Below are 24321 nucleotides of genomic sequence, written 5' to 3'. Positions count from 1 at the left end.
ATGAACAAGGCGACCGCACGCCCAGCCCGCAAGGACATCCGCCTGTCGTTCGAGTTCTTTCCGCCGAAGTCGGCGGAAGCCGAAGGCCAGCTCTGGGAGACGGCCGCCGCGCTTTCGGCCTATGATCCGGGGTTCATGTCGGTGACCTACGGCGCCGGCGGTTCCACCAAGGCGCCGACGCTCGCCACCGTTCGCCAGCTTCTTGCGATGGGCCTGCCTGCCGCCTCGCACCTGACCTGCGTCGGAGCGACGAAGGAGGAGGTGCATGCCGTCGTCGCCGAATTCCAGGCGGTCGGCGTCAAGCACTTCGTGGCGCTGCGGGGCGACCCGCCGGGCGGCGTCGGCACGGCCTACCAGCCGTATCCGGGTGGTTATGCCAATGCGGCGGAGCTGACCGCCGGTCTGCGAGGCCTTGCCGATTTCGAGATCTCGGTGTCCGCCTATCCGGAGAAGCATCCGCAGAGCCCCGATGTCGCCGCCGACATCGACATGCTCAAGCGCAAGGTGGACGCCGGCGCGACACGTGCGCTCACGCAGTTCTTCTTCGAGAACGACGATTTCGAGCGTTACCTGGAGCGCGTGCGCAAGGCTGGCATCTCGATCCCGGTCGTGCCGGGCATCCTGCCGGTGCACAATCTGTCGCAGGTGCAGAAGTTCGCCGGCCTGTGCGGAGCCTCCGTGCCGGATTGGCTGGCCGACCGGCTGGCACCCGTCGACGACCGTCCGCAGGAGCGCGCTGCGGTGGCGATCGACCTTGCCGCCCGGCAGGTGGAGGATCTCATCGCCCGCGGCATTGGCGAGTTCCACTTCTACACGATGAACCGCGCCACACTGGTCTCGGCCGTGTGCGACAGCGTCGGCTTTGCCCGCAGCGAGCGGCAGCCGGCAGGTGCGGCGGCCTGAGCGCCGCTGCCAGACCGCAGCCCCCAAACGAAAATGCATGGCGCCGTCTCCGGGGCCATGCATCTTTCTAGAATTCGTTTCGGCAGGGTGTTTTTTGAGTTTTTGGTCCCTGGCCTCCCGGACTGCGCTTTGATCGCCTCAGATGAAGATCATCGTTGCGATGAAGAGGAACGCTGCACTGATCATCAGAACATTCAAGGAATGTGTGAGTCCCATGGCTACCTCCTTGCGTTTGCAGATCGATATTACGACTGAAAAAAGCGTGTTGGAAAGACGTTTTGTTGCTGCGCTGCAACATCCGACTGCCGCCGGATACTTATTCACAGTGTTAACCTTCTGAATTTCCTCCTCTATTGGGCGCGCCACAAAAAATTCACAATCCCTACCAGATGACGAATGCCGGCATTGTGCATTTACCAATATGGCGCACGTCGGACGGGCAATCCGGCGGATTGCCATGAAACGGCCGGGAAGACGCTTTGTTCCCGACCCTTCAGGCGCTGCGCAAGCGGGCGAAAACGCGCCCGTCGAGCACCACGAGGCCGAAGAGGACGAGCGCCATGCCGAGCATGCCGAGCGGCGTCAGGGTTTCACCGAGGAAGAGTATGCCGGCGAGGATGGCGCTCGGCGGCACGAGCAGCGTGACGAGCGAGGTGTTGGTGGCACCGGCTGCCGCCATGATTCGGAAGAACAGGATGTAGCCGTAGGCCGTCGAGATGAGCGCCAGTGCCAGCACGGCGAGGATGGCCGAGAGCGGGGGCAGGGGGAGCTGCCAGGGCGTGTCGAGGGCGAAGGAAACGGGCAGCATCAGCAGCGTCGATGCGGTGAGCTGGCCGGCGGCGATGACCGGCGGAGAAGTGCCGCGGAAGCGTTTGCCATAGGTCGCGGCGAAACCGTATGAGACGGCGGCGAGCACCGGCAGGATGACCGCCCAGAGCGGCGGGCCGCTGTCGCCGGTGAAGGGGGCAAGCGCCCGCGGGCCGATCAGCACGGCGGTTCCGACGAGCCCGATCAGGCAGCCGGCGATCTTTTCCGAGGAGAGCTTCTCGTCCAGCGTGAACTGGTTGGCGATGAGCACGGTGAAGATCGGCGTCGTCGCGTTGAGAATGGAGGCGAGCCCTGCACCGATCTGCGTCTGACCGAGGAAGATCAGCATGTGCGGCACGGCGTTGTTGATGAGGCCGAGCAGCAGGAATTCGCGCCAGCGGGCCCGAAGCGTGGCATAAACGTCGAAGCGGCCGGCAATGTAGATGTGCAGCGCGAGGGCGGCGATGCCGACGCGCAGCAGCACGAGCGTTGCCGGCGGCACATGGACGACGGCGACGCGGGCGAAGAAGAACGAGCCGCCCCAGATCATGCCGAGGAGCGCGAGTAGGCCCCAGGTCTGTGCGCTCATGCGCGTTGCTGCCTGCTGTTCCATTGCACGTTCTCCCGGGCATCCTGCCGTCCGCTGGTGTAGCGCGAAAACGGCGAGGCAAAAAGGCAGAGCGGCAGCCCGGTTCCGACCGGGGCTGCCGCTCTTGGTCTCTTCGTGCCTATAGCACCGCGTTTATGCGGCGCCACCCGATTTCCGTCAGAGGGCGGAGAGCAGGGACTGGGTCGCCCAGCCGTCGGCGGGCAGGCCGAGGCGCAGCTGCTCCTTCTGGATCGCCGCGCGCGTGCCAGAGCCGAGGATGCCGTCGATCTTGCCGACGTCGTGGCCAAGGCCCTGCAGCTTGGTCTGCAGCTGCTTCATGGTGTCTTCGGAAAGGCCTTCCTCCGGCGCGCCACGCTCATAGGGCGGGGCGCCGGCAAGGCGGGTCGCGAAGTACGCGGCCGAGGTCGTGTAGATGAACGACTGGTTCCACTCGAGGTAGATGTTGAAGTTCGGATAGGTGATGAAGGCCGGACCCTTGCGGCCCTGCGGCAGCACCAGCGAGGCTTGCAGATTGCCGAAGGAGGTGTCGCCGTCGCGCGGGGTCACGCCGAGGGCAAACCAGTCGGCGGCCTTCATGCCCGGCTGCAGGCCGGTCTTCTCGAAGGGCAGCATATCGGGCACCGAGACTTCCTGGATCCAGGGCTGGCCCTTCACGAAGCCGAGATGCTGGATGAACTTGGCGGCGGTCAGGATGGCATCCGGCGAGGACTGCTTGACGTTGACATGGTTGTCGCCGTCGCCATCGATACCGAATTCGATGATGTCCTTCGGCAGCATCTGCACCTGACCGACTTCGCCGGCCCAGGCGCCGGTCGTGCCGTTCGGGTCGAGGTCGCCGTGGCCGACCATCTCGATGGCAGCGAGAAGCTGCGGGCGGAAGAGTTCCGGCCGGCGGCAATCATGCGAAAGCGTCACAAGCGCGTTGCGGGTGTTGAAATCGCCCTGCACGGCGCCGAAGTCGGTTTCCATCGCCCAGAAGGCGGCGATGATCGGGCCCGGTACGCCGAATTCCTGTTCCGCGCGCTGGAAGACCGGGGCGAGGTCCTTCAGCTTCTTGCGGCCGATATCGAGGCGCGACTGGCTGACCGTGCGCTTGGAGAATTCGAGAAAGGTCTGGCGGAAGACACCCTGGGCGCGGTCTCGCGACAGCACCTTCTGGTCGATGGCGGCGCCGGCAAGCGCCCGGTCGGCAACTTCGGCGGAAACGCCGCGCGTCAGGGCCTCGGCCTTCACGCCTTGAAGAAAGGCATTGAAATCGCCGCCGCAGGCTGCCGTCGACTGGGCGTAGGCGCTGCCGGCGAGAAGAAAGGCCGTCAGGCCCACGCCAAGTTTCGTCTTCAGGTTTAGCCGCATCTTGAATGCTCCTTGGTCCGTTGCTGGCCCGGCTGTCTCAGATGAATGTGACGGAAGCAAGAAGAAAAAGGCCGCCGCGACCTGCTGCCACCCTTTTCACGCGATTGTGCCTTTCGGGCGACCTTTGCTTCTCCTCTCGGGGATGCAAGGCCGCCTGCAACCTATCCGGTGGTCAGCGGGAAACCGTCTTGACCCAGCTGTTCCAGTTCTTCGCCGAACCGGCGAAGACGTTGATGTCCGTATCGCCCGATATGCCCGGCACGACGCCCGTCGAGGTGTATTGCCAGAAGGCCCATTTGCGCGCCGGATAGATGTTTTCCGGGTGTTCCGCCACCGCGCGCAGCCAGAAGGGATAGCCCGCGAAATGGCCGACGAGATTGTCCCGGTGGAAATCGACCGTCGTGTAGATGATCGGCCGCTTGCCGTAGTGCTTTTCGAGGCGGTCCATGAAGCGCTGCAGGGCCGTGCGCACCTCGTCCGCCGGCGGGCGGGTCTTGCAGGTCGGGGAGGCGGGGTTCCATTCGGCGTCCAGCACGGGCGGCAGCAGCACGGCCTCCTTCGGCACGTTGGCGATGAACCAGTCGGCCTGTGCATCCGCCGTCGAGCAGAAATAGTAGAAATGGTAGGGCGCATGGGCGACGCCGGCAGCGCGGGCGCCGCGCCAGTATTCGGCAAAGCGGGTGTCGAGGCGATCCGTCCCTTCGGTCGCCTTCAGGAAGGCGAAGGAGACGCCCCCTTTCTTCACGGCCTGCCAGTCGATGTCGCCGTTCCACTTGGAGACGTCGATGCCGTGGACCTCGTGGCGGTGCGGATTGCGTGCACCAAAATTCTGCGGGTCCTTGTCGTCGAAGCGCGGCGGCACGGAGGCGGTCGACGCGAAATCGTAGTCGGTGGTGGAACAGGACGAGGCGAGAAGGGCGAGGGGCAGCAAAGCCAGAATGAGCCGACGCATGGAGGTCCCGTTGTTGCGCGTTTCCCAATCCTGCCTCGAACGGGGCGGGTCGTAAAGGGCGGACGCGCGAGACGGGTCGAAGACCACTCGCATATTTCCGTAAAATTATGGTTAGCGCCGTGTTAAGCCGGCCGGGTGCGCCAAAGCCCCTCACCGCTCGACGCGGGGAGGGGTTTGATGGTCGGCTCCGTCAGAACTTCATGCTCACGCCGAGCATGATCGAATGCGAATCGAGGTCGCCGCTGCGGCCGGCGGCATCGAAGATGTCGGAGCTTCCGTAGTCGGTGTAGCGATATTCGACACGGCCGGCCACCGTATCCGTAAAGGCCTGCTCGACACCCGCGCCGATCGTCCAGCCATGGGCGGTGTCCTTCTCCTTCACGCCCGTATCGCGGTTTTCAAGCTCCGCCCGGGTGAAGGCCCAGCCGCCCGTACCGTAGATCAGCGTGCGGTCGAAGGCATAGCCGAGACGGGCGCGCACCGAGCCGCCCCAGTTCGTCTCCGCCTCGTAGCGCGTGCCGCCCGAGGAGAAGCGCTCATTGTTGAAGTCGTGCTTGACGTCGGCTTCCACGCCGTAGACCCAGCCGTTATTGAAGAAATTGTAGCCGGCATAGGCGCCGAGGGCAAAATCGTCCAGGCCCTCGTCTATGGCGGGTGCCGGGCCGCCGGAATTGGCATTGGTCCAGGCATAACCGGCGTTCACGCCGACATAGAAGCCGCCCCAGTCGTAGACGCCGGCTGCCGTTTCGACGATGGGCGTTTCCACCGGCGGCTCGGCAATGGTCATGTCGGCTGCGAAGGCCGGGAGCGCGCCGGCGGCGAGGAAGATGCCAGCGGCACCGAAGATCGTGGATTTCATCTGATGGTCCTTCCCACTCGGATACTCGCACGAAGCCCCACGCACGAATGACAACAAGAGCCGCAACGCCTGACGGGCACGATGGTTCCGAAGAAAGAGGACCCCTTGAATCTTGGGGGCGGATGCCAACCCTCCCTTAACACTCTGTCATTCTTTGTTCGCTAGAAACATCCGTGGGGCCGGTATCGGCCCGAAGCACCCTGTTGTCATGATAACAACGGTTTAGGGTTACATGATGTTGAAAACCTTGTTGCCGAGGATCGAGCAGCGCTATGCGTTGACGGGGTCGATTTTCGGAGCCTTCCTTCCGACCCTCTGCCTTGCCGCCGACCAGCTGCTGCGCGACAATACGCAGGCCAGTCTCTTCGGCTTTTCCGCACCGACCGCCACGGCGCTCGCGCTCATGCCCGTCTTCTTCGGCGTCGGCTTCTACCAGATAGGCCGCTCCAAGGCGCTGCTGATCGCCGAGCTCAGCCAGCGCCGACAGACGGAGCAGCGCCTGACGCATGACGCCTATCACGACCGGCTGACGGGACTGGCCAACCGGTTCTGCCTCGAGCGTGATATTCAGGCGATCGTCGAGAAGAGCGAGGAGGCGGACCGGCCGGCGCTCCTGCTGCTCGATCTTGACCGCTTCAAGTTCGTCAACGACAGCTTTGGTCATGATGCGGGCGATGCGCTGCTTGCGGCCATTGCCGGGCGGTTGCGACGTGCGCTCTGCGCGACGACGGGCGTCTACCGGCTCGGCGGCGATGAGTTCGTGGTCACGATCGCGGGGCGGCCCTCCATAGGCAAGATCGAGGATGTCTGCCGCACGATCTGCGATCTTTTCGCCGAACCCTTCGATATAAAGCGTAACCGGGTGACCAGCGGCTGCAGCATCGGGGTCACCTTCATGGATGCGGACGACACGTCCATGTCCGAACTCTTGAAGCGTGCCGACCTCGCGCTCTACGAGGCGAAGACGATGCCTGGCAGCGGTTTCCGCTTCTTCGACGCGGCGCTGGCTGCGGATGTGCAGGCGCGTTCGGCCATCGAGCACGATCTTGCGCGGGCGATCCGCGCCGACGAATTCTTCCTCGAATACCAGCCGATCGTCGGCGTGGAGAGCCGCACGGTGCGCGCCTTCGAGGCGCTGCTGCGCTGGCGGCATCCTGAAAAGGGACGGATCATGCCTGACGTCTTCATTCCGGCGGCGGAAAAGACGGGGCTCATCCTGCCGCTCGGCAACTGGGTGGTGCGCGAGGCCTGCCGCGAGGCGGCGACCTGGCCGGCGCCGGCGGGTGTCGCCATCAATGTCGTCGGCGATCAGTTCAAGGACCGCGCTTTCGTCGGCTACGTCAAGCAGTGCCTCGCGGAGACCGGGCTCGCCCCGGGGCGCCTGACGATCGAAGTGACGGAATCCGTCTTCTCCGTCGACGAGACGGTGATCCGGGAAAGCCTGTCGGAGCTGCGCAGCCACGGGGTGCGGGTGGCGCTCGACGATTTCGGTATCGGCTTTTCCTCGATCAACAACCTGCGTGCCTTCCCGATCGACCAGTTGAAGATCGACCGCTCCTTTGCGCGGGCCATGATGGAGAGCAAGCGGGACGCCGACCTGGTCGACATCATCCTGAAGCTCGGTCGCACATTCCAGGTGACGACGACGGTGGAGGGTATCGAATCCGAGGGGCAGCTGGACTTCATCCGCCAGCGCGGCGCCTCCGAGGCGCAGGGCTACCTGATCTCCGGGCCGGTGGGCGCGCCGGATGTGATGCGCTTCCTTGCGCAAACCGAAGACCGGCTTTCCGCATGAATGCGAAATGCCTTTTCATGACAGGCAAATCCTGATTGTCTCGCACCTGGAAGGAGAGGCCGGTATGAGACGATTCTACAGGCTTGCGGCCTGGACGCTTTCCCTTCTCGCCGCCGTCGTGCTGGTGGGGGCGAGCTGGCTCATCGTATCGCCGCCTGCTCTGCTCAGCGTCGGCTCCGGCTATGCCGCCAAGATCGTCTGCTCCAGCGCCTTCATCTCCGGCCGAGATCCGGATGAAGTACTCGCCGAGGACGTGCAGGCCCCCGGCCATCCGCTCCTCAAACTGATGCGGCAGGATGTCGATCTTGCCGGAAAGACGGTGACGACACGCCTGCTCGGCCTCTTTGCTCCGGGGTATGCCGTCTGGCACGAGGGGTTCGGCTGTACCGGCGTGCCGGACGGCGATTTCGAGGCGGCGCGGCAGGCGATCTCCGATGTCGCCCTGCCGAAGGTCCCGCCCGTGGACCCGGCCGTCGCCTGGCCCGATGGCGAGGCGGTGACGGAGGATGCGCGCGTCGCGGCCCTGCTTGCCGACCCCAAGCTTGCCGGTCCCGGCATGCGGGCGATCGTCGTCGTGCATGATGGGTGCATCGTCGCGGAAGCCTATGCGGACGGTTTTTCGAAGACGGTGCCGCTGCTCGGCTGGTCGATGACCAAGACGGTCAATGCGGCGCTGATCGGCCGGCTGATGCAGGCCGGCGCCCTGACGCCGGACATGAACAACCTCTTCCCGGAATGGCGCGGCGATACGCGCTCGAAGATCACGCTCGCGCAGCTTCTGGCCATGGAGAGCGGGCTTGCCTTCAACGAGAGCTATGGCAGCGTGGCGGATGTCACGCGCATGCTGTTCCTCGAGCCGGATATGTCGCGCTTCGTGCTGTCGCTGCCGCTCGAGGCCAATCCGGGCGAGCGATTCACCTATTCGAGCGGCACGGCGGTGCTTCTCTCGCGCATCTGGATGGGCGCGCTCAACGGGCGCAGCCAGGCGCTCTCCTTCCCGGTGCGGGCGCTGTTTGCGCCGCTCGGCATGGCAAGCGCGGTGATGGAGCCGGACGAGACCGGTATTTTCGTCGGCTCTTCCTATATGTACGCGACGGCGCGTGACTGGGCGCGCTTCACGCTCTTCCTGCTCGACGACGGGGTGTGGAAGGGCAACCGGTTGCTGCCTGCCGGGTTCGTCGGGGCCATGGCGATGCCGACGAAAGCGTCCGGCGGCGCCTACAGCCATATGCAGACCTGGGCGAAGGGCCCGGGCGACAAGAGCGACGCCGGTTACGGCCTGCCGGACGAGACGTTCTGGATCCTCGGCCATGACGGCCAGTCGGCCGCCATCATTCCCGCGAAGAGGCTTGCGGTGATCCGGCTGGGGCTGACGCCGTCGAAACTCGGCTATCGGCCCCAGCCGCTGGTGAAGAGCGTTCTCGATATCCTGGACGCACCCGACCTTCAGACCGATCAGGCGCCGACCTGAGCAATCCAGTCGTTGAGATTGTAGGTGTTGGAGATGCGCGCGACCTTGCCGTCGCGAATCTCGAAGAACGCGCCGGCCGGCAGCACATAGGTCTGACCGTTGGCTTCCGGCAGGCCCTCGTCGGTGGCGAGGTACTGGCCGTTGACGGTGAATTCGGCAGCGCCGCGCGTGCCGTCGTCGTTGGACATGATGACGATGTCCGTCAGCGTCTCGCGGTAGCTGCGGTTCATATGCGCCATGAAGTCGCGGAAGACCTGCTTGCCGACCTGGCGGCCGCCCTGGTTGATGTCGTGGATGACGTCCTCGTGCAGGAGGTCGAAGAAGGCCTCCATATCCTGCCTGTTGAATGCATCGTAATAGGCGCGGATCGTCTCTTTTGCTGGCATGTCATCCCTCATATCGTTGCTCTAGATCGGTTCCGCTTTTCTCCGAATCGCGAAAACGCTCTATCTCTTTTTCCTCTCGCATTTCCGGGCGCAAAACTGCTCCGCACTTTTGCTGGAAATGCTTTCGGGCAAAGCCCGTCCGCCTTATAGCATTGTTCAAATCGTTGGGAACATTCACGGATCATGCAGATCAAGATTGTCCATGGCACCGCCGTGACGCCTTACATCGCCGACCTTGCACGCCTGCGCATCGAGGTCTTTCGCGCCTTTCCCTATCTTTACGAGGGCAGCGAGGACTATGAAGTCTCCTATCTCGCGACCTATGCGCAGTCACCGGAGAGTTTTTTCGCGCTGGCGCTCGATGGCGAGCGCATCGTCGGGGCCTCGACGGGCGTGCCGATGGCGGATGCCTCAGAGGTTTTCCGGGCGCCGTTCGTCGCGGCAGGCATGGATCCCCAAAGGGTCTTCTATTTCGGCGAATCCGTGCTGCTGCCGACCTATCGGGGCAGGGGCCTTGGCGTGCGCTTCTTCGAGGAGCGCGAAGCCTATGCCCGCCACCTCGGCCGTTTCGACTGGTGCGCCTTCTGCGCCGTCGATCGCCCGAAGGAGCACCCGCTGCGGCCGGCGGACTACATACCGCTCGATGAATTCTGGGGAAAACGCGGTTACCAGCGCCGTGCAGCGCTTACCACGATGCTTGCCTGGCAGGATATTGGCGAGGCGGTGGAAACGGAAAAGCCGATGACGTTCTGGCTGAAGCCGGCGCGCTGACGTCCTTTGCCGCGAGGCCGGCTTATCTCAGGCCGGTCTCGTCGAGCAGGCCCTTGCGCTTGGCGTGATAGTAATAGCCGGCGGCATAAAGGCGCACCGCGCCGTCGTTCTTGTCGTCGGCGACCATCCAGGCCCCGCGCAGATACTTGCCCGCGTATTTGATGTTCGTCTCGGCGTCGAACAGGCCTTCGGCCGGGCCTTCATAACCCATGCTCTTCGCGGTCGCATACTTGATCTGCATCAGGCCGTAGTGGCCACGATTGTAGGCCCTGGGATTGTAGGTGCTTTCGCGCTTGACGACGCGATGCAGCAGGGATTCCGGGATGCCGTAGATCGCGGCGTACTTGGTGATGATCGCATCGATCGGCGTGCCCGACTTCTTGAAAGGCTGCTCGGACGGCTGAACGACAAGACGGGTCTGCGTCGTCAGAACGGCGTTGCTCACCAAAGCAGGTTTCGCCATCGGCACGATCTTGCGGCTGGCGACGAGCTGTTCGAGACCTTCCGGCTCGCCACTGTCAAAGCCCGGCTCCATGACGGAAACGCCGATGACAGTGTCATAACCCTGCTTCGTCGTGGTGGCTACGCCCGCAACGTCGTTGCCGGCAAGCGCGGCGGTGGCGGCTGCGGCGCCGGTCACTGGCTTGGCCTCGGCAAGAGCCGAAACCGGAACGGCAACGCCCGACGTGCCGCCCGCAACGGCGATCGGCGTCGGCAGGGCTTCGGGCGTGTTTTCCGTACCGGGTTTGGCGGCGGGCAGAGCGGCGTAGGAGACTTCCGTCGTCGTCCCGGCGGCAGCGGCGATATCCGTGGTTCCCGCGGATGCCGGCGTCACGGTCCTGGCCGAGGTCGCATCGTCGGCGACGCTGGCGCAGCCGGCGAGCGTCACGAGAAGGCCGGCGCAGGCAAGCGTGGCAATGCGTGCCGGACGGGAAACGGGTGTATCAGCCATGGTCGTCGCTCTCGGTTTGCGGGGGTGCGCGGGCGCCGAAACGCCCCCGTCTTTGCAAATCAATCGGCCGTGGCCGTGCCCCGTCCATAGCCGATCGGGCGGCAAGCGGCAACCCGTAGGCTTACCGAGGCCTCAGGTGCCTGCCCGCTTGAGCCCTGCCGTCAGCAACCCGGCGCCGATCAGCAAGGTGCCGCCGGTGCGGTTGACGACCTTCTGAACCGAGGGTTTGCGGATGGTTTTGCGCGCGGCGGAGGCGAGCAGGGCATAGGAAAAGGCGTTGAGCGTCGCGAGCACGAGGAAGGTGATTTCGAAGATCACCATCTGCGGCAGGACGGGCTGCGTGAGGTCGAGGAACTGCGGCAGGAAGGCGACGAAGAAGACGATGCTCTTCGGGTTCAGCGCGGTCACCACATAGGCATGCGCGAAGATGCGGAAGGGTTTTTCTTCCGCCGGTGCCTCACCCTCGACCCCGCTGGAGACGGGCGCGCGCCACAGCTTGATGCCGAGCCAGATGAGATAGGCGGCGCCGACCCATTTCAGCACCGTGAAGACCGCGGCTGACGTCGCGAGCAGCGCGCCGAGGCCGAGCATCGAGGCGGTCATGGCGGTGAAATCGCCGAGCGCGACGCCTGCGACCGTGGCGCCCGCCGTGCGCCGTCCATGGCCGAGCGCATAGGAAATCACGAGGAGGATCGTCGGGCCTGGAATGGCCAGCATGATGGCGGAGGCGGCGGCGAAGGCCAGCCAGTGTTCGAAAGACATAAAAAACTCCCCGGATCGAGTGCAATCCGGGGAGCAAGCCATCACAATTTTTTGCCGTCAAGCGGCGTTTTGCGCGACAGGCGTCAGGCCGCCGGCTTCCACTTCTGGCCGATGACGTTCATCACGTCGCCGAACCATTTCGCCGAGGTGTCGAAGTGCTTGCCGCCCTTGATGCGCGGGAACTCGATGGTGCGCAGCTTGCCGCCCTGGCCTTCGTCATGGCCGGTAACGCCCGAGACCTTGTTGAGCGCGCTTTCGACGGCAAGGTCGGTCATGCTCTGGATGAGGCGGAGGTCGTCGCCGTTCGCCGGGGCGGAGCGAGCGTAGTAGCCCGACTTCTGCACCATGGCGCGCTCGGCGCCGAGCAGGGCGGCGAACTGTTTGGAGAACCAGTTGCCGACATTGATCGTGTCGATCTTCACATGGCCGAAAGCGTCGCGCTTGACGGTTTCGCCGGCGGCTTCCCGTTCGGCGACGATCGCGTCGAGGCAGGCGCCTTCCGAAACGAAGAGCGTGACGAAGCCGGCGCGGTTCATGATCTCCTTCAGCCGCTCGGCCTCGGCCTCGAGGTTGAAGGCCAGCTCCGGCAGGTAGAGGCCGTCGATGTTCTTGAGCTGCTTGTTCATCATGAAGCCATCGACATATTCGTTGGCGTTGGTCTTCTGGATGTAGGCCCTGGCCGTTGCGGCGGTGAGCCAGCCGCAGTGGCGGCCCATCACTTCATGCACGACGAGGGTCTTGGGAGCCGCGCTCTGCTCGTTGCTGACATGGTCGAAAAAGCCGGCGCCGACTTCGGCGGCGGTCCAAGCGCCGAGCGACTGGCGGATCGGCACGACGTCGTTGTCGACGGTCTTCGGCAGGCCGACGACGGTGAGGTTGTAGCCGTTTGCGCCGAGATAGGCGGCAAGGTCGGCGGCCGTCGTGTTGGTGTCGTCGCCGCCGATCGTGTGCAGGATGGTGATGCCGTCCTTGGCGAGCCGTTCGGCCGCCACGCGCAAGGGATTCTCGCCTTCCTTGACGAGGCCGCGCTTCACGCAGTCGGCAGCGTTGGTCAGCTTGACGCGGCTGTTGCCGATCGGCGAGCCGCCGTAACGGTGCAGAAGCGGCGCCTTTTCGCGCATGTCCTTGGTGATCTCGATGCGGTCGGCCAGCAGCAGGCCCTGGTAGCCGGAGCGATAGGCGACGAGCTCGATCTCGGGCGCGACGTCGCTGTAGCGTTCGATGAGGCCTCCGACAGCGGACGACAGACAGGGTGCGAGCCCGCCCGCGGTCAGCATTGCGACTTTCTGCTTGGCCATGTTTCCTCCTCGGCGTCAGCCCGTCTCGATGGTGCAGTTGCTCTAGCGCAGAATCCCCGAGAGGGGAACGGCGCGGCGAACTTATCCGCACTCCATGACGGATTGACTCTCGTGCTCCACAGGCGGAAATCCTGCCGCGGGGATTTTGCATGCCGCCACTTGATGAGGGCCATCAAAATTTTGTCATTCAGACATTTCGCGCCTTGCTTTCCCTGCAATTGTCTGCTCAAGATCACCTTATGTTCCAGAATTCGCCCAGTTGCTTCATCAGTGCCGTATGGGATCGCCTCGTCGGCATGGTCTCGGATGCCGCCAGCAACGTGCTGTCCGGCGTGGTCGAGGCCGTGCGCACGCTGTTCGAAGGCGATCCGGAAACCCGCAGGCAGGTCGCCTTCTCGGTGGCGATGATCGCGCTTTCGGCCAAGATGGCGAAGGCGGACGGTATCGTGACGACCGCCGAGGTCGACGCCTTCAAGGACATCTTCAAATACCCCGACAATCAGGCGGCCAACGTCGCCCGGCTCTACAACCTCGCGCGCCAGGACGTCGCCGGCTACGAGGCCTATGCGGAGAAGATGAAGGCGCTCTGCGTCTCCTGCGAAAAGAACTGCCCGATCCTCGAGGACATCGTCGACGGCCTGTTCCATATTGCCAAGGCCGACGGGCTGATTCACGAGAATGAAATGGCCTTCCTCGGCCGGGTCGCCGAAATCTTCGGCATGGCGGACGAGCGCTTCGAGCAGATCACGGCGCGGCATGTGCATGTCAGCGGCCGTGACCCCTACAAGGTGCTGGGCGTCAAGCCGAGCGACGATTTTGCGGAAATCCGCAAGCGGTACCGGGTGCTTGCCTCGGAGAATCATCCTGATAGGCTGGTGGCGCGTGGCGTGCCGGCCGAGTTCCATCAGATTGCGAACGACCGCATGGCCGCGCTCAACGCTGCCTATGAGGCGATCGAGAAGGAACGCTGCGCTGCATGAGCGCATTCATCTGTGACTATGCCGGCGCGACCGCTGCGCCGTCGCCGAATTTCGGCGAGCGGGCGGGCGGGCGCACGCCTGACATCATCCTCCTGCATTATACCGGCATGGAAACGGCCGACGGCGCGCTGAAATGGCTCTGCGCACCGGAAAGCCAGGTCTCCTGTCACTACTTCGTGCATGAGGACGGGCGCGTCGAGCAGCTCGTGCGCGAGGCGGATCGTGCCTGGCACGCGGGAAAGAGCTTCTGGAAGGGCGAGACCGACATCAATTCGGCCTCCATCGGCATCGAGATCGCCAATGCCGGACACCCCGGCGGGCTGCCGGATTTTCCGGATGCTCAGGTCGCAGCGGTCGTCGAACTGTGTCGGGATTGTGGCAAGAGATGGCAAATCGCCCCGGAACGGGTGCTCGCGCACTCCGATGTTGCCCCCGTTCGCAAGGTCGATCCGGGTGAAAAGTTCCCCTGGGAACGCCTTCACGCCGGGGGGGTCGGGCACTGGGTGGCACCGTCGCCGATCGCCGGCGGACGCTTCTTCCAGAAAGGGGATGCGGGCCAGCCCGTCGAAGCCCTGCAGACCATGCTGTCACTCTACGGCTATGGTACTGAAATCGATGGTGTTTATTCGGAAAAAATGGAGGGCGCCGTAGCTGCTTTCCAGCGCCATTTCCGGCCTGAGCGGGTTGATGGCATCGCCGATTTTTCGACCATCGACACGCTGCACCGACTGCTTTCCGCGCTGCCGCGACTGGCTGCCTGACAGCCCATCCGAATATTCGAATATTACAGGCCGTAACAGAAGTTTACCGTTTCGCCACATCCTGACCCGATTGGGGATGTTCTTTCCGCTTGCGTTCATTGCAGCGCAGCATGCGGTCAGGGCCTGATCGCGATCAATGAGGATCGAGACGTTTGCGCGGGCTGCGCGGCTTGAAATGCCGCCGGCCAAGGCAGTGCCTTTGCGCCTTTTGGAGACGATGACTAGATGAGAAGACTTCTTGCTGCCTTCAGCGCGGCCTGCTTTTGTGTGTCCGTTTTTTCCGCCGCCACGGCATATGCCGAACCCTCCCGGGGCCCGGCCAAGAAACAGTATCTGTTCCAGACTTCCGAAAAACAGGAGGCCGCCGGCAAGGAAAAGCCGCGCAAGGTTTCCAGCAAGCGCAGCAACAAGCGCAAGACCGTCATCGACAAGGACGGCGTGGTCGTCGGCAAGCTGAAGACCTACAAGAGCACGACCGGCTATCCCAAGGCGGAAAACCCGCTGAGCGCGGATCTCAAGACGGCCAGCTATTCCGGCTTGATCCAGACCTACGCCAAGGCCTACGGCGTGCCTGTCGACCTCGCCCATGCGGTGGTGCGCGTCGAGAGCAACTTCAACCCGCGGGCTCGCGGCGGTGCCGGTGAAATCGGGCTGATGCAGATCAAGCCGGCGACGGCCCGCATGATGGGCTATCGCGGCGGCGCCAAGGGTCTCTACGATCCCGAGACCAACATCAAGTTCGGCATGAAGTACCTTGCCATGGCGCACGACCTTTCCGGCGGCACGACCTGCGGCACGATCCTGCGCTACAATGCCGGCCATGGCGCCAAGCGCATGAACCCGGTCTCCAAGCGCTATTGCGGCAAGGTGCAGAGCATCATCGACTGATCGCCGCGACGTTTCGCGGGCTGGAATCGGCCCGCGGCCATGCTATGCCATCGGTGAAAAGCGAGGGTAGGGCATGGATCGGCATTTCGATTTCGTCGTCGTGGGCAGGGGCATGATGGGGGCGGCGGCCGCGCGCCACCTTGCCGCAACGGGCGCTTCCGTGGCGCTCGTCGGGCGGGGAGAGCCTGCCGACTGGCAAAAGCACGACGGCGTCTTCGCCAGTCACTACGACAGCGGCCGCATTACCCGCACGATCGACCAGGATCCGGACTGGGCCCTGCTCGCCAAGCGGTCGATCGCCCGCTACCGCGCCATCGAGGCCGAGAGCGGCATAGAGTTTTACGGCGAGACGGGTTGCCTCATCAGCGGTCCCGCCGGTGGCGGTTTCCTCAATGCCGTGGAGGCGGTGGCGAAGCGCTATGCGCTGGAAGCGCCGCTGCTCGACCGGGCGGCACTGCGGGCGCGGTTTCCCTGGTTCGACCTGCCGGAAAGTTCGGCCGGCGTCTTCGAGGTGAAGGGAGCCGGCTATGTCGATCCGCGCAAGCTTGTCGCCGCGCAGGTTGCCTGCCTTGAAAAGGCCGGCGGCGTTTCCATCCTCGACGATGCCTTGTCCGTGACGGATGCCGGCGAGCGCGCTTCGGTGGCGCTGAAGTCTGGCGGCACGGTCACCGGCGGGCGCGTGCTGGTCGCGACGGGCGGCTTTTCCCGCGCCCCGGGGCTTTTGCCGAAGGTGCCGGCGCTCGTCATCAAGGCTCGCACGGTCGTGCTGGCGCAGCTTACGCCGGGACAGGCCGAGGCCTATCGCACCATGCCGTCCTGGATCGACGAAAGCGCCGATCCGAGCGACCATTTCTACTTCCTGCCGCCGATCGTCTATCCGGACGGCCATTCCTATCTCAAGATCGGCGGTGATCCGACCGAGGTCGAGATCGAGGACGAGCAGACGATTCGCGACTGGTTCCGCGGGGAGGGGCGTCCGGAGGCGATCGTGCATCTGAAGCGCCTGCTTGCACGGTCGATCCCCGATCTCGATCCGGTCCGCCTTGTCTCGGTGCCCTGCGTCACGACCTATACGGTACGCGGCTATCCCTATGCCGGTTTCGTGGAGGGAGACCGCATTGCGCTCCTGACCGGTGGCAACGGTGCGGCGGCGAAGAGTTCCGACGAGATTGGCCGCATCGGTGCGGACCTGCTGATTCGCGGAAAGATGGACGAGCCGGACTACAAGACGGATTTTGCGGTTCATTTCCGCTAAGCCACTGGCCTTTCCCTTCGGTATCGGTTAGTCAGCGCCTGCCAGTTGGCCGGGCAGCCGCGCCTTGCAAGTGCCGAAAGGCCGCAGGGGGAGGAAAGTCCGGGCTCCACGGAAACACGGTGCCGGATAACGTCCGGCGGGGGCGACCCCAGGGAAAGTGCCACAGAAAGCAAACCGCCTTCCTCGGAAGGTAAGGGTGAAAGGGTGGGGTAAGAGCCCACCGCGGCCATGGCGACATGGACGGCAAGGTAAACCCCACCGGGAGCAAAACCGAATAGGGATGACGCGAAGCGTGCAAGCGCTTCAGCCTGTTTCCGGGCCGGTCATCCGGGTGGGTTGCAAGAGGCCGGGCGCAAGTCCGGTCCCAGATGAATGGCTGCCACGTTCCGGCGAAAGCCGGAGCCATACAGAACCCGGCTTACAGGCCAACTGGCAAAAATCTCTCGTCGCATGACGATTTTTCACGACGTGCTAATGCGCTGAATTCCTTGGGGTTCGCGCATGGCTTGCCGTGCGTCGAAACGCACGCGGCCAATGTTTCGATCCGTGCAAATACAAGGTGTTGGCAGGCCGTTCCTAACCATTTGTTAAACTTAACGCCTTATAAACATTTGACGGTCTCACTACGGGGAACGAGGTCACTTCCCATTGACGCCCATATGGTCCCATGGTATCCCAAACTCACACTGCACGAGGACGCATGAGCGTCCGATCATCGCAAAGCTTTGAGGCTAACCGGCTGGGGGCGGTGCGGCGCGTAGGCGACGCATCAGGGCTGGCTTGCGTGCGCGGTGTTGTGTTGGGTGAGCCGGGGCGGATGCACAGCGCCATGGCTCTGGAAGCGGCTGTATCGCGTCATGAACCGGTTCCTGTCGAATGCGACAAACAGGATCGATGCCAAGGGGCGGGTTTCCGTTCCTTCGGTCTTTCGCTCCGTGCTGTCGCAGCGCGACATCCGGGAGCTGTACTGCTTCCAGGATTTCTTGTTTCCGGCGATCAGTGTCGGCGGGCTGGATCTTCTCGATCGTTTCGAGCGCCAGATCGCCAGCGAGGATGTTCTTTCGCCGCAAGCCAATCGGATGTCGCTCCTGGTTCACGGGGGCGGGGTCTTCATGAAGCTCGATTCGGAAGGGCGCCTGCCGGTCACGGATTTCATCCGGGACTATACGGGTATTGCCACGGACGTGACCTTTGTCGGTCGGGCGGATCATTTTCAGCTCTGGGCACCGCAGACATTCCTAGCCACACAGGCGGCCGCCCGGGAAGAGTTCAGGACGCGAGGTCTGGGCTTGGGGTAAGACGGAGAATCGGAATGGCGGCGGATCTTGGCGGAGGTTTTTCTGATGCCGATGGCGGATCGGTCCGTCACATTCCGGTTCTTCTCTCCGAGGTTCTTGCGGCGCTTACGCCGAAACCCGGCCAGGTCATCCTCGATGGCACGTTCGGTGCAGGCGGGTACACCTCCGCAATCCTCGCCGAGGGGGCGGATGTTATCGCGCTTGACCGCGATCCCAACGCCATTGCCGGCGGCCAGGGGCTTGTCGCGGCCTCCGGAGGCCGGCTGAGCCTCATCCATTCGCGTTTTTCCGAGCTTGCCGAACACGCGCCCGCGGGCGGGCTTGATGGTGTCGTGCTCGATATCGGCGTGTCCTCCATGCAGATCGACGAGGCCGAGCGCGGTTTCTCTTTCCAGAAGAACGGCCCGCTCGACATGCGCATGTCCGCATCGGGCGTTTCGGCCGCCGACGTGGTGAACCGCGCAAAGGTTTCCGACCTCATCCGCATCTTCGGCTTCCTCGGCGAGGAGAAGCAGGCCGGCCGAATCGCCCGCGCCATCGAGAAGGCGCGCGAGAAGGAGCCCTTCACCACGACGCGCCAGCTCGCCAACCTCATCGAGCTGACGACGCCGCGCAAGGCCAAGGACAAGATCCATCCCGCGACACGCGTCTTCCAGGCGCTGCGCGTCTTCGTCAACGACGAGCTCGGCGAGCTCGCCGAGGCGCTGTTCGCGGCCGAGCGGGCCCTGAAGCCGGGCGGGCGGCTCGTCATCGTCTCCTTCCATTCGCTGGAAGACCGGATCGTCAAGAAATTCTTCCAGGATCGCGCCGGAAAGGCGGCAGGGTCGCGGCATCTGCCGCAAGTTCACGACAAGGCCGCAACCTTCGCACCAGTCGGGCGCTCTATGGTGGCGGCCAGCGACGAGGAGAGCGCGGTCAATCCGCGCGCCCGATCCGCGAAGCTGAGGGCGGGCGAGCGCACCAGCGCCCCTGCCGGGACGGATGACCTGTCCATTTTCAACCTGCCGAACCTTGCCGACCTTGCGAAGATGGGAAGCTGAGTGATGTTCCGTACCCTTGATGTCGTGATGATCGCGGTCATGACCACAGCAGCCACCGTCACCTATTCGATCAAGCACCAGGCGGAGAACAAGCTGGAAGAGGTGCGCAAGCTCGATGCCGAGATCAAGCTGGAAGAGGACACGATCGACCTCCTCAAGGCGGACTGGGCGCTGCTCACCCAACCGAACCGCCTGAACCGCCTGGTGAAGACCTTCGAGACGGACCTGAAGCTCGTTCCGACCGAATCGACCCAGCTCGCCCAGCCGAACGAGCTGCCCATGCCGATGGCCGAGTTGCCGGCGCTGGAGCCGGAGAAGGACGACAAGGTCGCCCAAAACGACAAGAAGAACAAGAAGAAGGCGAAAGAGACGGACGCAATCCAAACCGGATCGGTGGCAAACTGATGTCGTTTCTCTCCCGCATCATGGACCTCAAAAGCAAGGCGCATTTCAGTGCCGGCGGCAACAACAACCGTGCGACCGGCAATGGGGGCCACGCCTTCGAGGGCACGCGCAAGCGCTCCGGCTCGCAGGCCCGCAGCCGCGTCGCCGTCATCATCTGCTGCTTCGGCATGGTCTATGCCGTCATCGGCGGGCGCCTCGTGCAATATGGCATGGCCTCGCCCGAAACCGTGTCCTCGATCGGTCCTGCCGACCACCTGATGGCTTCGCGCCCCGACATCGTCGACCGCAACGGTGAAATCCTCGCCACCGACATCCGCACCGTCTCGCTCTATGCCGAGCCGCACAAGATCGTCGATGCGGACGAGGCGGTGGAAATGCTCGCGACCGTCATGCCCGATCTCGATCGGCGCGGCATCTACCGCAAGCTCACCTCGAAATCCCGCTTCCAGTGGCTGAAGCGCCAGCTGACGCCCAAGCAGCAGAGCCGCATCCTGGCGCTCGGCATTCCCGGTGTCGGCTTCCGGCCGGAAAAGCGCCGCTTCTATCCGGGCGGCGTTACGGCCTCGCATATCGTCGGCCACGTCAATATCGACAACCGCGGCATTGCCGGCATGGAGCGCTACATCGACAGCCAGGGTCTTGCCGACCTCGCTGCGATCGGCATGACGAGCGATGCCAAACTGGAACCGGTGCGCCTGTCCATCGACCTGCGCGTCCAGGCTATCGTGCGCGAGGTCGTCGCGACGGGCATGGAGAAATACAAGGCCATCGCCGCCGGCGCCGTCGTGATGGACGTTCATACGGGCGAGATCCTCGCCATGGCCTCGGTGCCGGATTACGATCCGAACAACCCGGCCGAAGGCGCCAAGGACGGCTGGATGAACCGCATGTCGAACGGCACGTTCGAGATGGGCTCCACCTTCAAGAGCTTCACGACGGCCATGGCGCTCGATTCGGGCAAGGTGAAGATCACCGACAGCTTCGATGCCCGCGCGCCGATCCGCATCGGCGGCTTCACCATCAAGGACTTCCACGGCAAGCACCGCGTGCTGACCGTGCCGGAAATCTTCCAGTACTCTTCCAATATCGGTACGGCCAAGATGGCCGACGTCGTCGGCATTGCCGGCCACAAGGAGTTTCTGACGCGGCTCGGCCTGCTGACGAAGCTCGAGACCGAGTTGCCCGAGGTGAAGACCCCGACGCAGCCGCGCGAATGGAAGAAGATCAACTCCATCACCATTTCCTTCGGCCACGGCGTCTCGACGACGCCGCTGCAGACGGCGGTGGCCGCGGCAGCGCTGATGAACGGTGGCCTCCTGATCAACCCGACCTTCCTGCCGCGCACGGCCGAGGAGGCGAACGAGGTGGCGAAGGTCGTGGTCAAGCCGGAGACCGGCGACAAGATGCGCTACCTTTTCAAGCTCAACGCGAATGACGGTTCCGGTCGCCGGGCGCTCGTTCCGGGTTTCAACGTCGGCGGCAAGACGGGTACGGCCAACAAGGTCGTCGGCGGCCGCTATTCCAACACCCAGAACTTCAACGCCTTCCTCTCGGCCTTCCCGATCGACGACCCGAAATATGTGGTCCTCACCTTCATCGACGCGCCGCAGACGGGCGAGGGTGGGGGGCGCACCGCCGGCCTCAACGCCGCGCCGATGGTCGGCGAGATCATTCGCCGCTCGGCCGCGCTTCTCGGTGTAAAGCCGAAATTCGGTGAGGACGGGTCTGCCTTGCTCGTGTCTTATTGAATGGAGAAGACGGGAAGCCGATTCGAATGGAAACGGTTTCCACTGGAAAGCAGCAGAGCGGACAATGAAGATCAGTGACCTTGCCGGACCCGAAACCAACGACCTTTCCGTCGCAGCCGCGACAGACATCCGCGGCATAACCAGCGACAGCCGGAAGGTGAAGCCGGGCGATCTCTTCGTCGCGCTTACGGGCACCAAGGCCGATGGCAGCGCCTTCATCGCCGATGCCGTCTCGCGCGGCGCCGCCGCGGTCGTCGTTGCCGCCGGGAGCAAGGCTGACGCCTCTGTCCCGGTCATTGCGGTTGCCGAGCCGCGCCGGTTCCTGGCGCTTGCCGCCGCCCGCTTCTACGGTCGCCAGCCGGAGACCATGGTCGCAGTGACCGGTACCGCCGGAAAGACCTCCGTCGCGTCCTTCACCCGCCAGATCTGGGCCCATGCCGGCCACGCCGCCGCGATGATCGGCACGACCGGCGTCGTCGCACCCGGCCGCAACGACTATGGGTCGCTGACGACCCCCGATCCGGTGTCGCTGCACGAACTGCTCGCCGAACTTGCCGCTGCCGGAGTCACGCATGCGGCCATGGAAGCGTCCAGCCACGGGCTCGACCAGGCGCGCCTCGACGGCGTGAAGCTTGCCGCCGCCGCCTTCACCAATCTTGGTCGCGACCACATGGATTATCATCCGACGGTCGAGCACTACATGGCCTCCAAGATGCGGCTGTTCGATACGCTGCTTGCCAAGGGCCAGCCCGCCGTCATCTATGCCGACGACGAGTGGTCGGCCCAGGCAATCGACGCTGCGAAGAAAGCCGGGCTCGATGTGCGCACGGTCGGCCGCAAGGGCGACTATCTCGCGTTGAAGCGTGTCGAGCATTTCCGCCACAAGCAGACCGCCGAAATCCATGTCGGCGACGACATCTATGAGGTGCACATCCCGCTTGCCGGCGATTTCCAGGTGGCGAACGCCCTTGTGGCTGCGGGCCTTGCCATGTCGACCGGCGTTTCCGCTGCAACCGCCATGGCCGCACTCGAAAAGCTGATCGGCGCCGCTGGCCGCCTCGAACTGGTGGGGCATGCCAGGAACGGCGCGCTCGCCTATGTCGACTATGCCCACAAGCCGGATGCGCTGGAAAACGTCCTCAATTCCGTGCGCCCCTTCACGACGGGTCGCGTCATCGTGGTCTTTGGCTGCGGCGGCGACCGTGACAAGGGCAAGCGGCCGATCATGGGCGAGATCGCGACGCGCCTCGCTGACGTGACGATCGTCACCGACGACAATCCGCGCTCCGAAGTCCCCGCTGTCATCCGCTCGGAAATCATGGCTGCAGCGAGGGGGGCGACCGAGATCGGCGACCGCGCCGAGGCCATCCGCAGCGCCGTCCGCATGCTGCAGTCCGGTGATACGCTGATCGTCGCCGGCAAGGGCCACGAGGAGGGGCAGACCGTCGGTACCGTCACGCTGCCGTTCTCCGACCACGCGGAACTGCGCAAGGCCCTGGAGGAACTCGACCGTTGAAATGGCTCTGGACCACGCCTGATCTCGTCGCCGCCCTGCACGGCCGCCCCATCGGCAACCTGCCGCAGGGCGTCACGGGCATTTCCATCGACAGCCGCAACATCGGCCCCGGCGAAGCGTTCTTCGCCATCAAGGGCGACCGCGTCGATGGCCATGACTTCGCGAGCTTTGCCGTTGCCAACGGTGCGGCGCTGCTCGTTGTCAGCGAGGGCAAGCTGCCGGCGCTCGGCCGGCTCGTGACGCCGATGATCGTGGTGCCGGACGTGCTCCAGGCGCTTGTCGATCTCGGCTGCGCGGCGCGTGACCGTACGGCTGCCCGCATCATCGCCGTCACCGGCTCCGTCGGCAAGACGACGACGAAGGAGATGCTGCGCCAGGCGCTCTCGCCGTCCGGCAGCGTGCATGCCTCCGTCGCATCCTTCAACAACCACTGGGGCGTGCCGTTGACGCTCGCCCGCATGCCCGAGACCACCGACTATGGTGTCTTCGAGATCGGCATGAATCACCCCGGCGAGATTCGCCCGCTGGTCGCCATGGTGCGCCCGCATGTGGCAATGATCACGACGATCGCACCGGCCCATCTCGGCAATTTCCGCGATCTCCAGGAGATCGCCGCTGCCAAGGCCGAGATCTTCGAGGGTGTCGTACCGGGTGGCCATGCCCTTCTCAACCGCGACAACGAGCAGTTCGCCTTCCTCGAAAAGGCGGCCGAAGCGGCCGGCGTCTCGCATATCCACAGTTTCGGCGCCGATCCGTCGGCCGAGTTCCGCCTGCTCGATTTCATGCCGAGCGCCGATGGCGGGCTGCTGCGCGCCGCGGTCGGCGGGCAGACGCTGGAGGTGCCGATGGGCGCGCCCGGCCGGCACATCGCCGAGAATGCCGTCGCCGTGCTCGGCGCGGTGCATCTTGCCGGTGGCGATGTCGAGAAGGCGATGGCGGGGCTCGCCACCATGCAGGCGGAGAAGGGGCGGGGACGCCGCTACCGGCTTGCCAAGGATGGCGGCTGGTTCACGCTGATCGACGAGAGCTACAACGCCAATCCGGCCTCGATGCGTGCGGCGATCGCGCTCTTGCGCGACGCCGAGCCGCATGGCCGCGGCCGGCGCATCGCCGTGCTCGGCGACATGCTGGAAATGGGCGAACATTCGCCCCTCGTTCATGCCGGCCTTGCCGAACCGCTTCTCGAGGCGGGCATTGGCGATGTCTGGCTCGGCGGGCCTGATATGGCGGCGTTGCGCGATGCGCTGCCGGAAGGCGTTGCAACGGAGTATCGCGATACGGCGGATGCATTGGCCGCTCACGCGCTGGGCGCGGTGCAGCCGGGCGACGTTCTGGTCGTGAAATCGTCGAAAGGCACGGGATTCAGCCGTATCGTGGCGGCCCTGCTTGACAAATATCCGGCGTTCTCGGAGAGGGAACGCGAGCTTTGAGGGAGGTTCGGCCGGGCAGACGCCCGCCGGGCCTTCTTTTTTATGGAATCGACATCTCCGTCTGCGGTCGGTCACGTCGTG

General features: G+C 64.3%; 23 protein-coding genes and 1 other RNA gene. 16 read left to right on the top strand and 8 right to left on the bottom strand.

All coding sequences use genetic code 11. The features are described 5' to 3' along the window. Together metF and K0P03_RS11725 are read left to right on the top strand one after the other, a co-directional pair. The gene (metF, locus tag K0P03_RS11730; protein ID WP_272789667.1) at positions 1 to 903 is read left to right on the top strand and encodes a methylenetetrahydrofolate reductase [NAD(P)H]; all 903 of its coding nucleotides are present in this window, start codon (positions 1 to 3) and stop codon (positions 901 to 903) included. 142 nt (positions 904 to 1045) lie between these two features. After that, complete coding sequence (locus tag K0P03_RS11725) at positions 1046 to 1243, top strand: hypothetical protein (protein ID WP_272789666.1); 198 nt, start codon at positions 1046 to 1048, stop codon at positions 1241 to 1243. Between the two features lie 153 nt (positions 1244 to 1396). Here the strand turns inward: K0P03_RS11725 and K0P03_RS11720 are convergent, their stop codons facing one another. The 4 genes from K0P03_RS11720 to K0P03_RS11705 form a co-directional block, all read right to left on the bottom strand. Next, positions 1397 to 2323 carry a DMT family transporter gene (locus tag K0P03_RS11720; RefSeq protein ID WP_272789665.1) on the bottom strand — a complete coding sequence of 309 codons (927 nt, stop codon included), beginning with the start codon at positions 2321 to 2323 and terminating at the stop codon, positions 1397 to 1399. Positions 2324 to 2476: 153 nt separating this feature from the next. Further along, positions 2477 to 3673: a lytic murein transglycosylase gene (locus tag K0P03_RS11715; protein ID WP_082342450.1), complete on the bottom strand. Its 1197-nt coding sequence runs from the start codon at positions 3671 to 3673 to the stop codon at positions 2477 to 2479. Between the two features lie 172 nt (positions 3674 to 3845). Continuing rightward, positions 3846 to 4625, bottom strand: coding sequence for a glycoside hydrolase family 25 protein (locus K0P03_RS11710; RefSeq protein WP_272789664.1), 780 nt, complete (start codon positions 4623 to 4625; stop codon positions 3846 to 3848). A gap of 190 nt (positions 4626 to 4815) precedes the next feature. Continuing rightward, a complete protein-coding gene (locus tag K0P03_RS11705) occupies positions 4816 to 5484 on the bottom strand; it encodes an outer membrane protein (RefSeq protein ID WP_023514319.1) in 669 nt (222 codons plus the stop codon). A 232-nt stretch (positions 5485 to 5716) separates the two neighbouring features. Between K0P03_RS11705 and K0P03_RS11700 the strand changes: the two genes are divergently transcribed. Continuing rightward, the gene (locus tag K0P03_RS11700; RefSeq protein WP_082342451.1) at positions 5717 to 7279 is read left to right on the top strand and encodes a putative bifunctional diguanylate cyclase/phosphodiesterase; all 1563 of its coding nucleotides are present in this window, start codon (positions 5717 to 5719) and stop codon (positions 7277 to 7279) included. A gap of 64 nt (positions 7280 to 7343) precedes the next feature. Beyond that, positions 7344 to 8750, top strand: coding sequence for a serine hydrolase domain-containing protein (locus tag K0P03_RS11695; protein WP_272789663.1), 1407 nt, complete (start codon positions 7344 to 7346; stop codon positions 8748 to 8750). Here K0P03_RS11695 and K0P03_RS11690 read toward each other — a convergent pair. Beyond that, the gene (locus K0P03_RS11690) at positions 8735 to 9136 is read right to left on the bottom strand and encodes a ketosteroid isomerase-related protein (protein WP_050744526.1); all 402 of its coding nucleotides are present in this window, start codon (positions 9134 to 9136) and stop codon (positions 8735 to 8737) included. The genes K0P03_RS11695 and K0P03_RS11690 overlap by 16 nt on opposite strands. A gap of 183 nt (positions 9137 to 9319) precedes the next feature. Here K0P03_RS11690 and K0P03_RS11685 point away from each other — a divergent pair, with 183 nt between their 5' ends. After that, a complete protein-coding gene (locus tag K0P03_RS11685) occupies positions 9320 to 9907 on the top strand; it encodes a GNAT family N-acetyltransferase (protein WP_272789662.1) in 588 nt (195 codons plus the stop codon). A 22-nt stretch (positions 9908 to 9929) separates the two neighbouring features. Here the strand turns inward: K0P03_RS11685 and K0P03_RS11680 are convergent, their stop codons facing one another. From K0P03_RS11680 to K0P03_RS11670, 3 genes are all read right to left on the bottom strand, one after another. Continuing rightward, on the bottom strand, positions 9930 to 10859 hold the full coding sequence (locus K0P03_RS11680; protein ID WP_272789661.1) for a lytic transglycosylase domain-containing protein: 930 nt from the start codon (positions 10857 to 10859) through the stop codon (positions 9930 to 9932). 132 nt (positions 10860 to 10991) lie between these two features. Beyond that, a complete protein-coding gene (locus K0P03_RS11675) occupies positions 10992 to 11621 on the bottom strand; it encodes a LysE family translocator (RefSeq protein ID WP_023517179.1) in 630 nt (209 codons plus the stop codon). A gap of 83 nt (positions 11622 to 11704) precedes the next feature. Continuing rightward, positions 11705 to 12919: a pyrophosphate--fructose-6-phosphate 1-phosphotransferase gene (locus K0P03_RS11670; protein ID WP_272789660.1), complete on the bottom strand. Its 1215-nt coding sequence runs from the start codon at positions 12917 to 12919 to the stop codon at positions 11705 to 11707. Positions 12920 to 13158: 239 nt separating this feature from the next. On the opposite strand from K0P03_RS11670, the gene K0P03_RS11665 reads away from it, so the two are divergent. From K0P03_RS11665 to K0P03_RS11615, 11 genes are all read left to right on the top strand, one after another. Continuing rightward, on the top strand, positions 13159 to 13899 hold the full coding sequence (locus K0P03_RS11665; protein ID WP_037409464.1) for a TerB family tellurite resistance protein: 741 nt from the start codon (positions 13159 to 13161) through the stop codon (positions 13897 to 13899). Continuing rightward, entirely contained in the window at positions 13896 to 14660 is a 765-nt protein-coding gene (locus tag K0P03_RS11660) for an N-acetylmuramoyl-L-alanine amidase (RefSeq protein WP_023516140.1), read from the top strand. Before K0P03_RS11665 ends, K0P03_RS11660 begins: the two co-directional genes overlap by 4 nt. Positions 14661 to 14885: 225 nt before the next feature. After that, a complete protein-coding gene (locus K0P03_RS11655) occupies positions 14886 to 15548 on the top strand; it encodes a lytic transglycosylase domain-containing protein (protein WP_023516141.1) in 663 nt (220 codons plus the stop codon). A 73-nt stretch (positions 15549 to 15621) separates the two neighbouring features. Further along, a complete protein-coding gene (locus tag K0P03_RS11650; protein ID WP_272789659.1) occupies positions 15622 to 16803 on the top strand; it encodes an NAD(P)/FAD-dependent oxidoreductase in 1182 nt (393 codons plus the stop codon). Positions 16804 to 16844: 41 nt separating this feature from the next. After that, positions 16845 to 17240: RNase P RNA component class A (rnpB, locus tag K0P03_RS11645), an RNA gene on the top strand. Positions 17241 to 17660: 420 nt separating this feature from the next. Next, positions 17661 to 18101 carry a division/cell wall cluster transcriptional repressor MraZ gene (gene mraZ, locus K0P03_RS11640; protein ID WP_272789658.1) on the top strand — a complete coding sequence of 147 codons (441 nt, stop codon included), beginning with the start codon at positions 17661 to 17663 and terminating at the stop codon, positions 18099 to 18101. A gap of 14 nt (positions 18102 to 18115) precedes the next feature. Beyond that, complete coding sequence (gene rsmH / locus K0P03_RS11635) at positions 18116 to 19141, top strand: 16S rRNA (cytosine(1402)-N(4))-methyltransferase RsmH (RefSeq protein WP_272789657.1); 1026 nt, start codon at positions 18116 to 18118, stop codon at positions 19139 to 19141. Between the two features lie 3 nt (positions 19142 to 19144). Then, entirely contained in the window at positions 19145 to 19546 is a 402-nt protein-coding gene (gene ftsL / locus K0P03_RS11630; protein WP_272789656.1) for a cell division protein FtsL, read from the top strand. After that, a complete protein-coding gene (locus K0P03_RS11625) occupies positions 19546 to 21294 on the top strand; it encodes a peptidoglycan D,D-transpeptidase FtsI family protein (protein ID WP_050744530.1) in 1749 nt (582 codons plus the stop codon). The genes ftsL and K0P03_RS11625 overlap by 1 nt, the downstream gene beginning before the upstream one ends. A gap of 64 nt (positions 21295 to 21358) precedes the next feature. Then, positions 21359 to 22810 carry a UDP-N-acetylmuramoyl-L-alanyl-D-glutamate--2,6-diaminopimelate ligase gene (locus tag K0P03_RS11620; RefSeq protein ID WP_050744531.1) on the top strand — a complete coding sequence of 484 codons (1452 nt, stop codon included), beginning with the start codon at positions 21359 to 21361 and terminating at the stop codon, positions 22808 to 22810. Then, positions 22807 to 24240, top strand: coding sequence for a UDP-N-acetylmuramoylalanyl-D-glutamyl-2,6-diaminopimelate--D-alanyl-D-alanine ligase (locus K0P03_RS11615; protein WP_272789655.1), 1434 nt, complete (start codon positions 22807 to 22809; stop codon positions 24238 to 24240). The genes K0P03_RS11620 and K0P03_RS11615 overlap by 4 nt, the downstream gene beginning before the upstream one ends. Positions 24241 to 24321 lie beyond the last annotated feature (81 nt).

The organism is Shinella sp. HY16 (assembly GCF_028534175.1).
Classification (GTDB): domain Bacteria; phylum Pseudomonadota; class Alphaproteobacteria; order Rhizobiales; family Rhizobiaceae; genus Shinella.
Note: the sequence above shows the minus strand (reverse complement) of the source record. Positions and strands in the feature narration are given on the sequence as shown.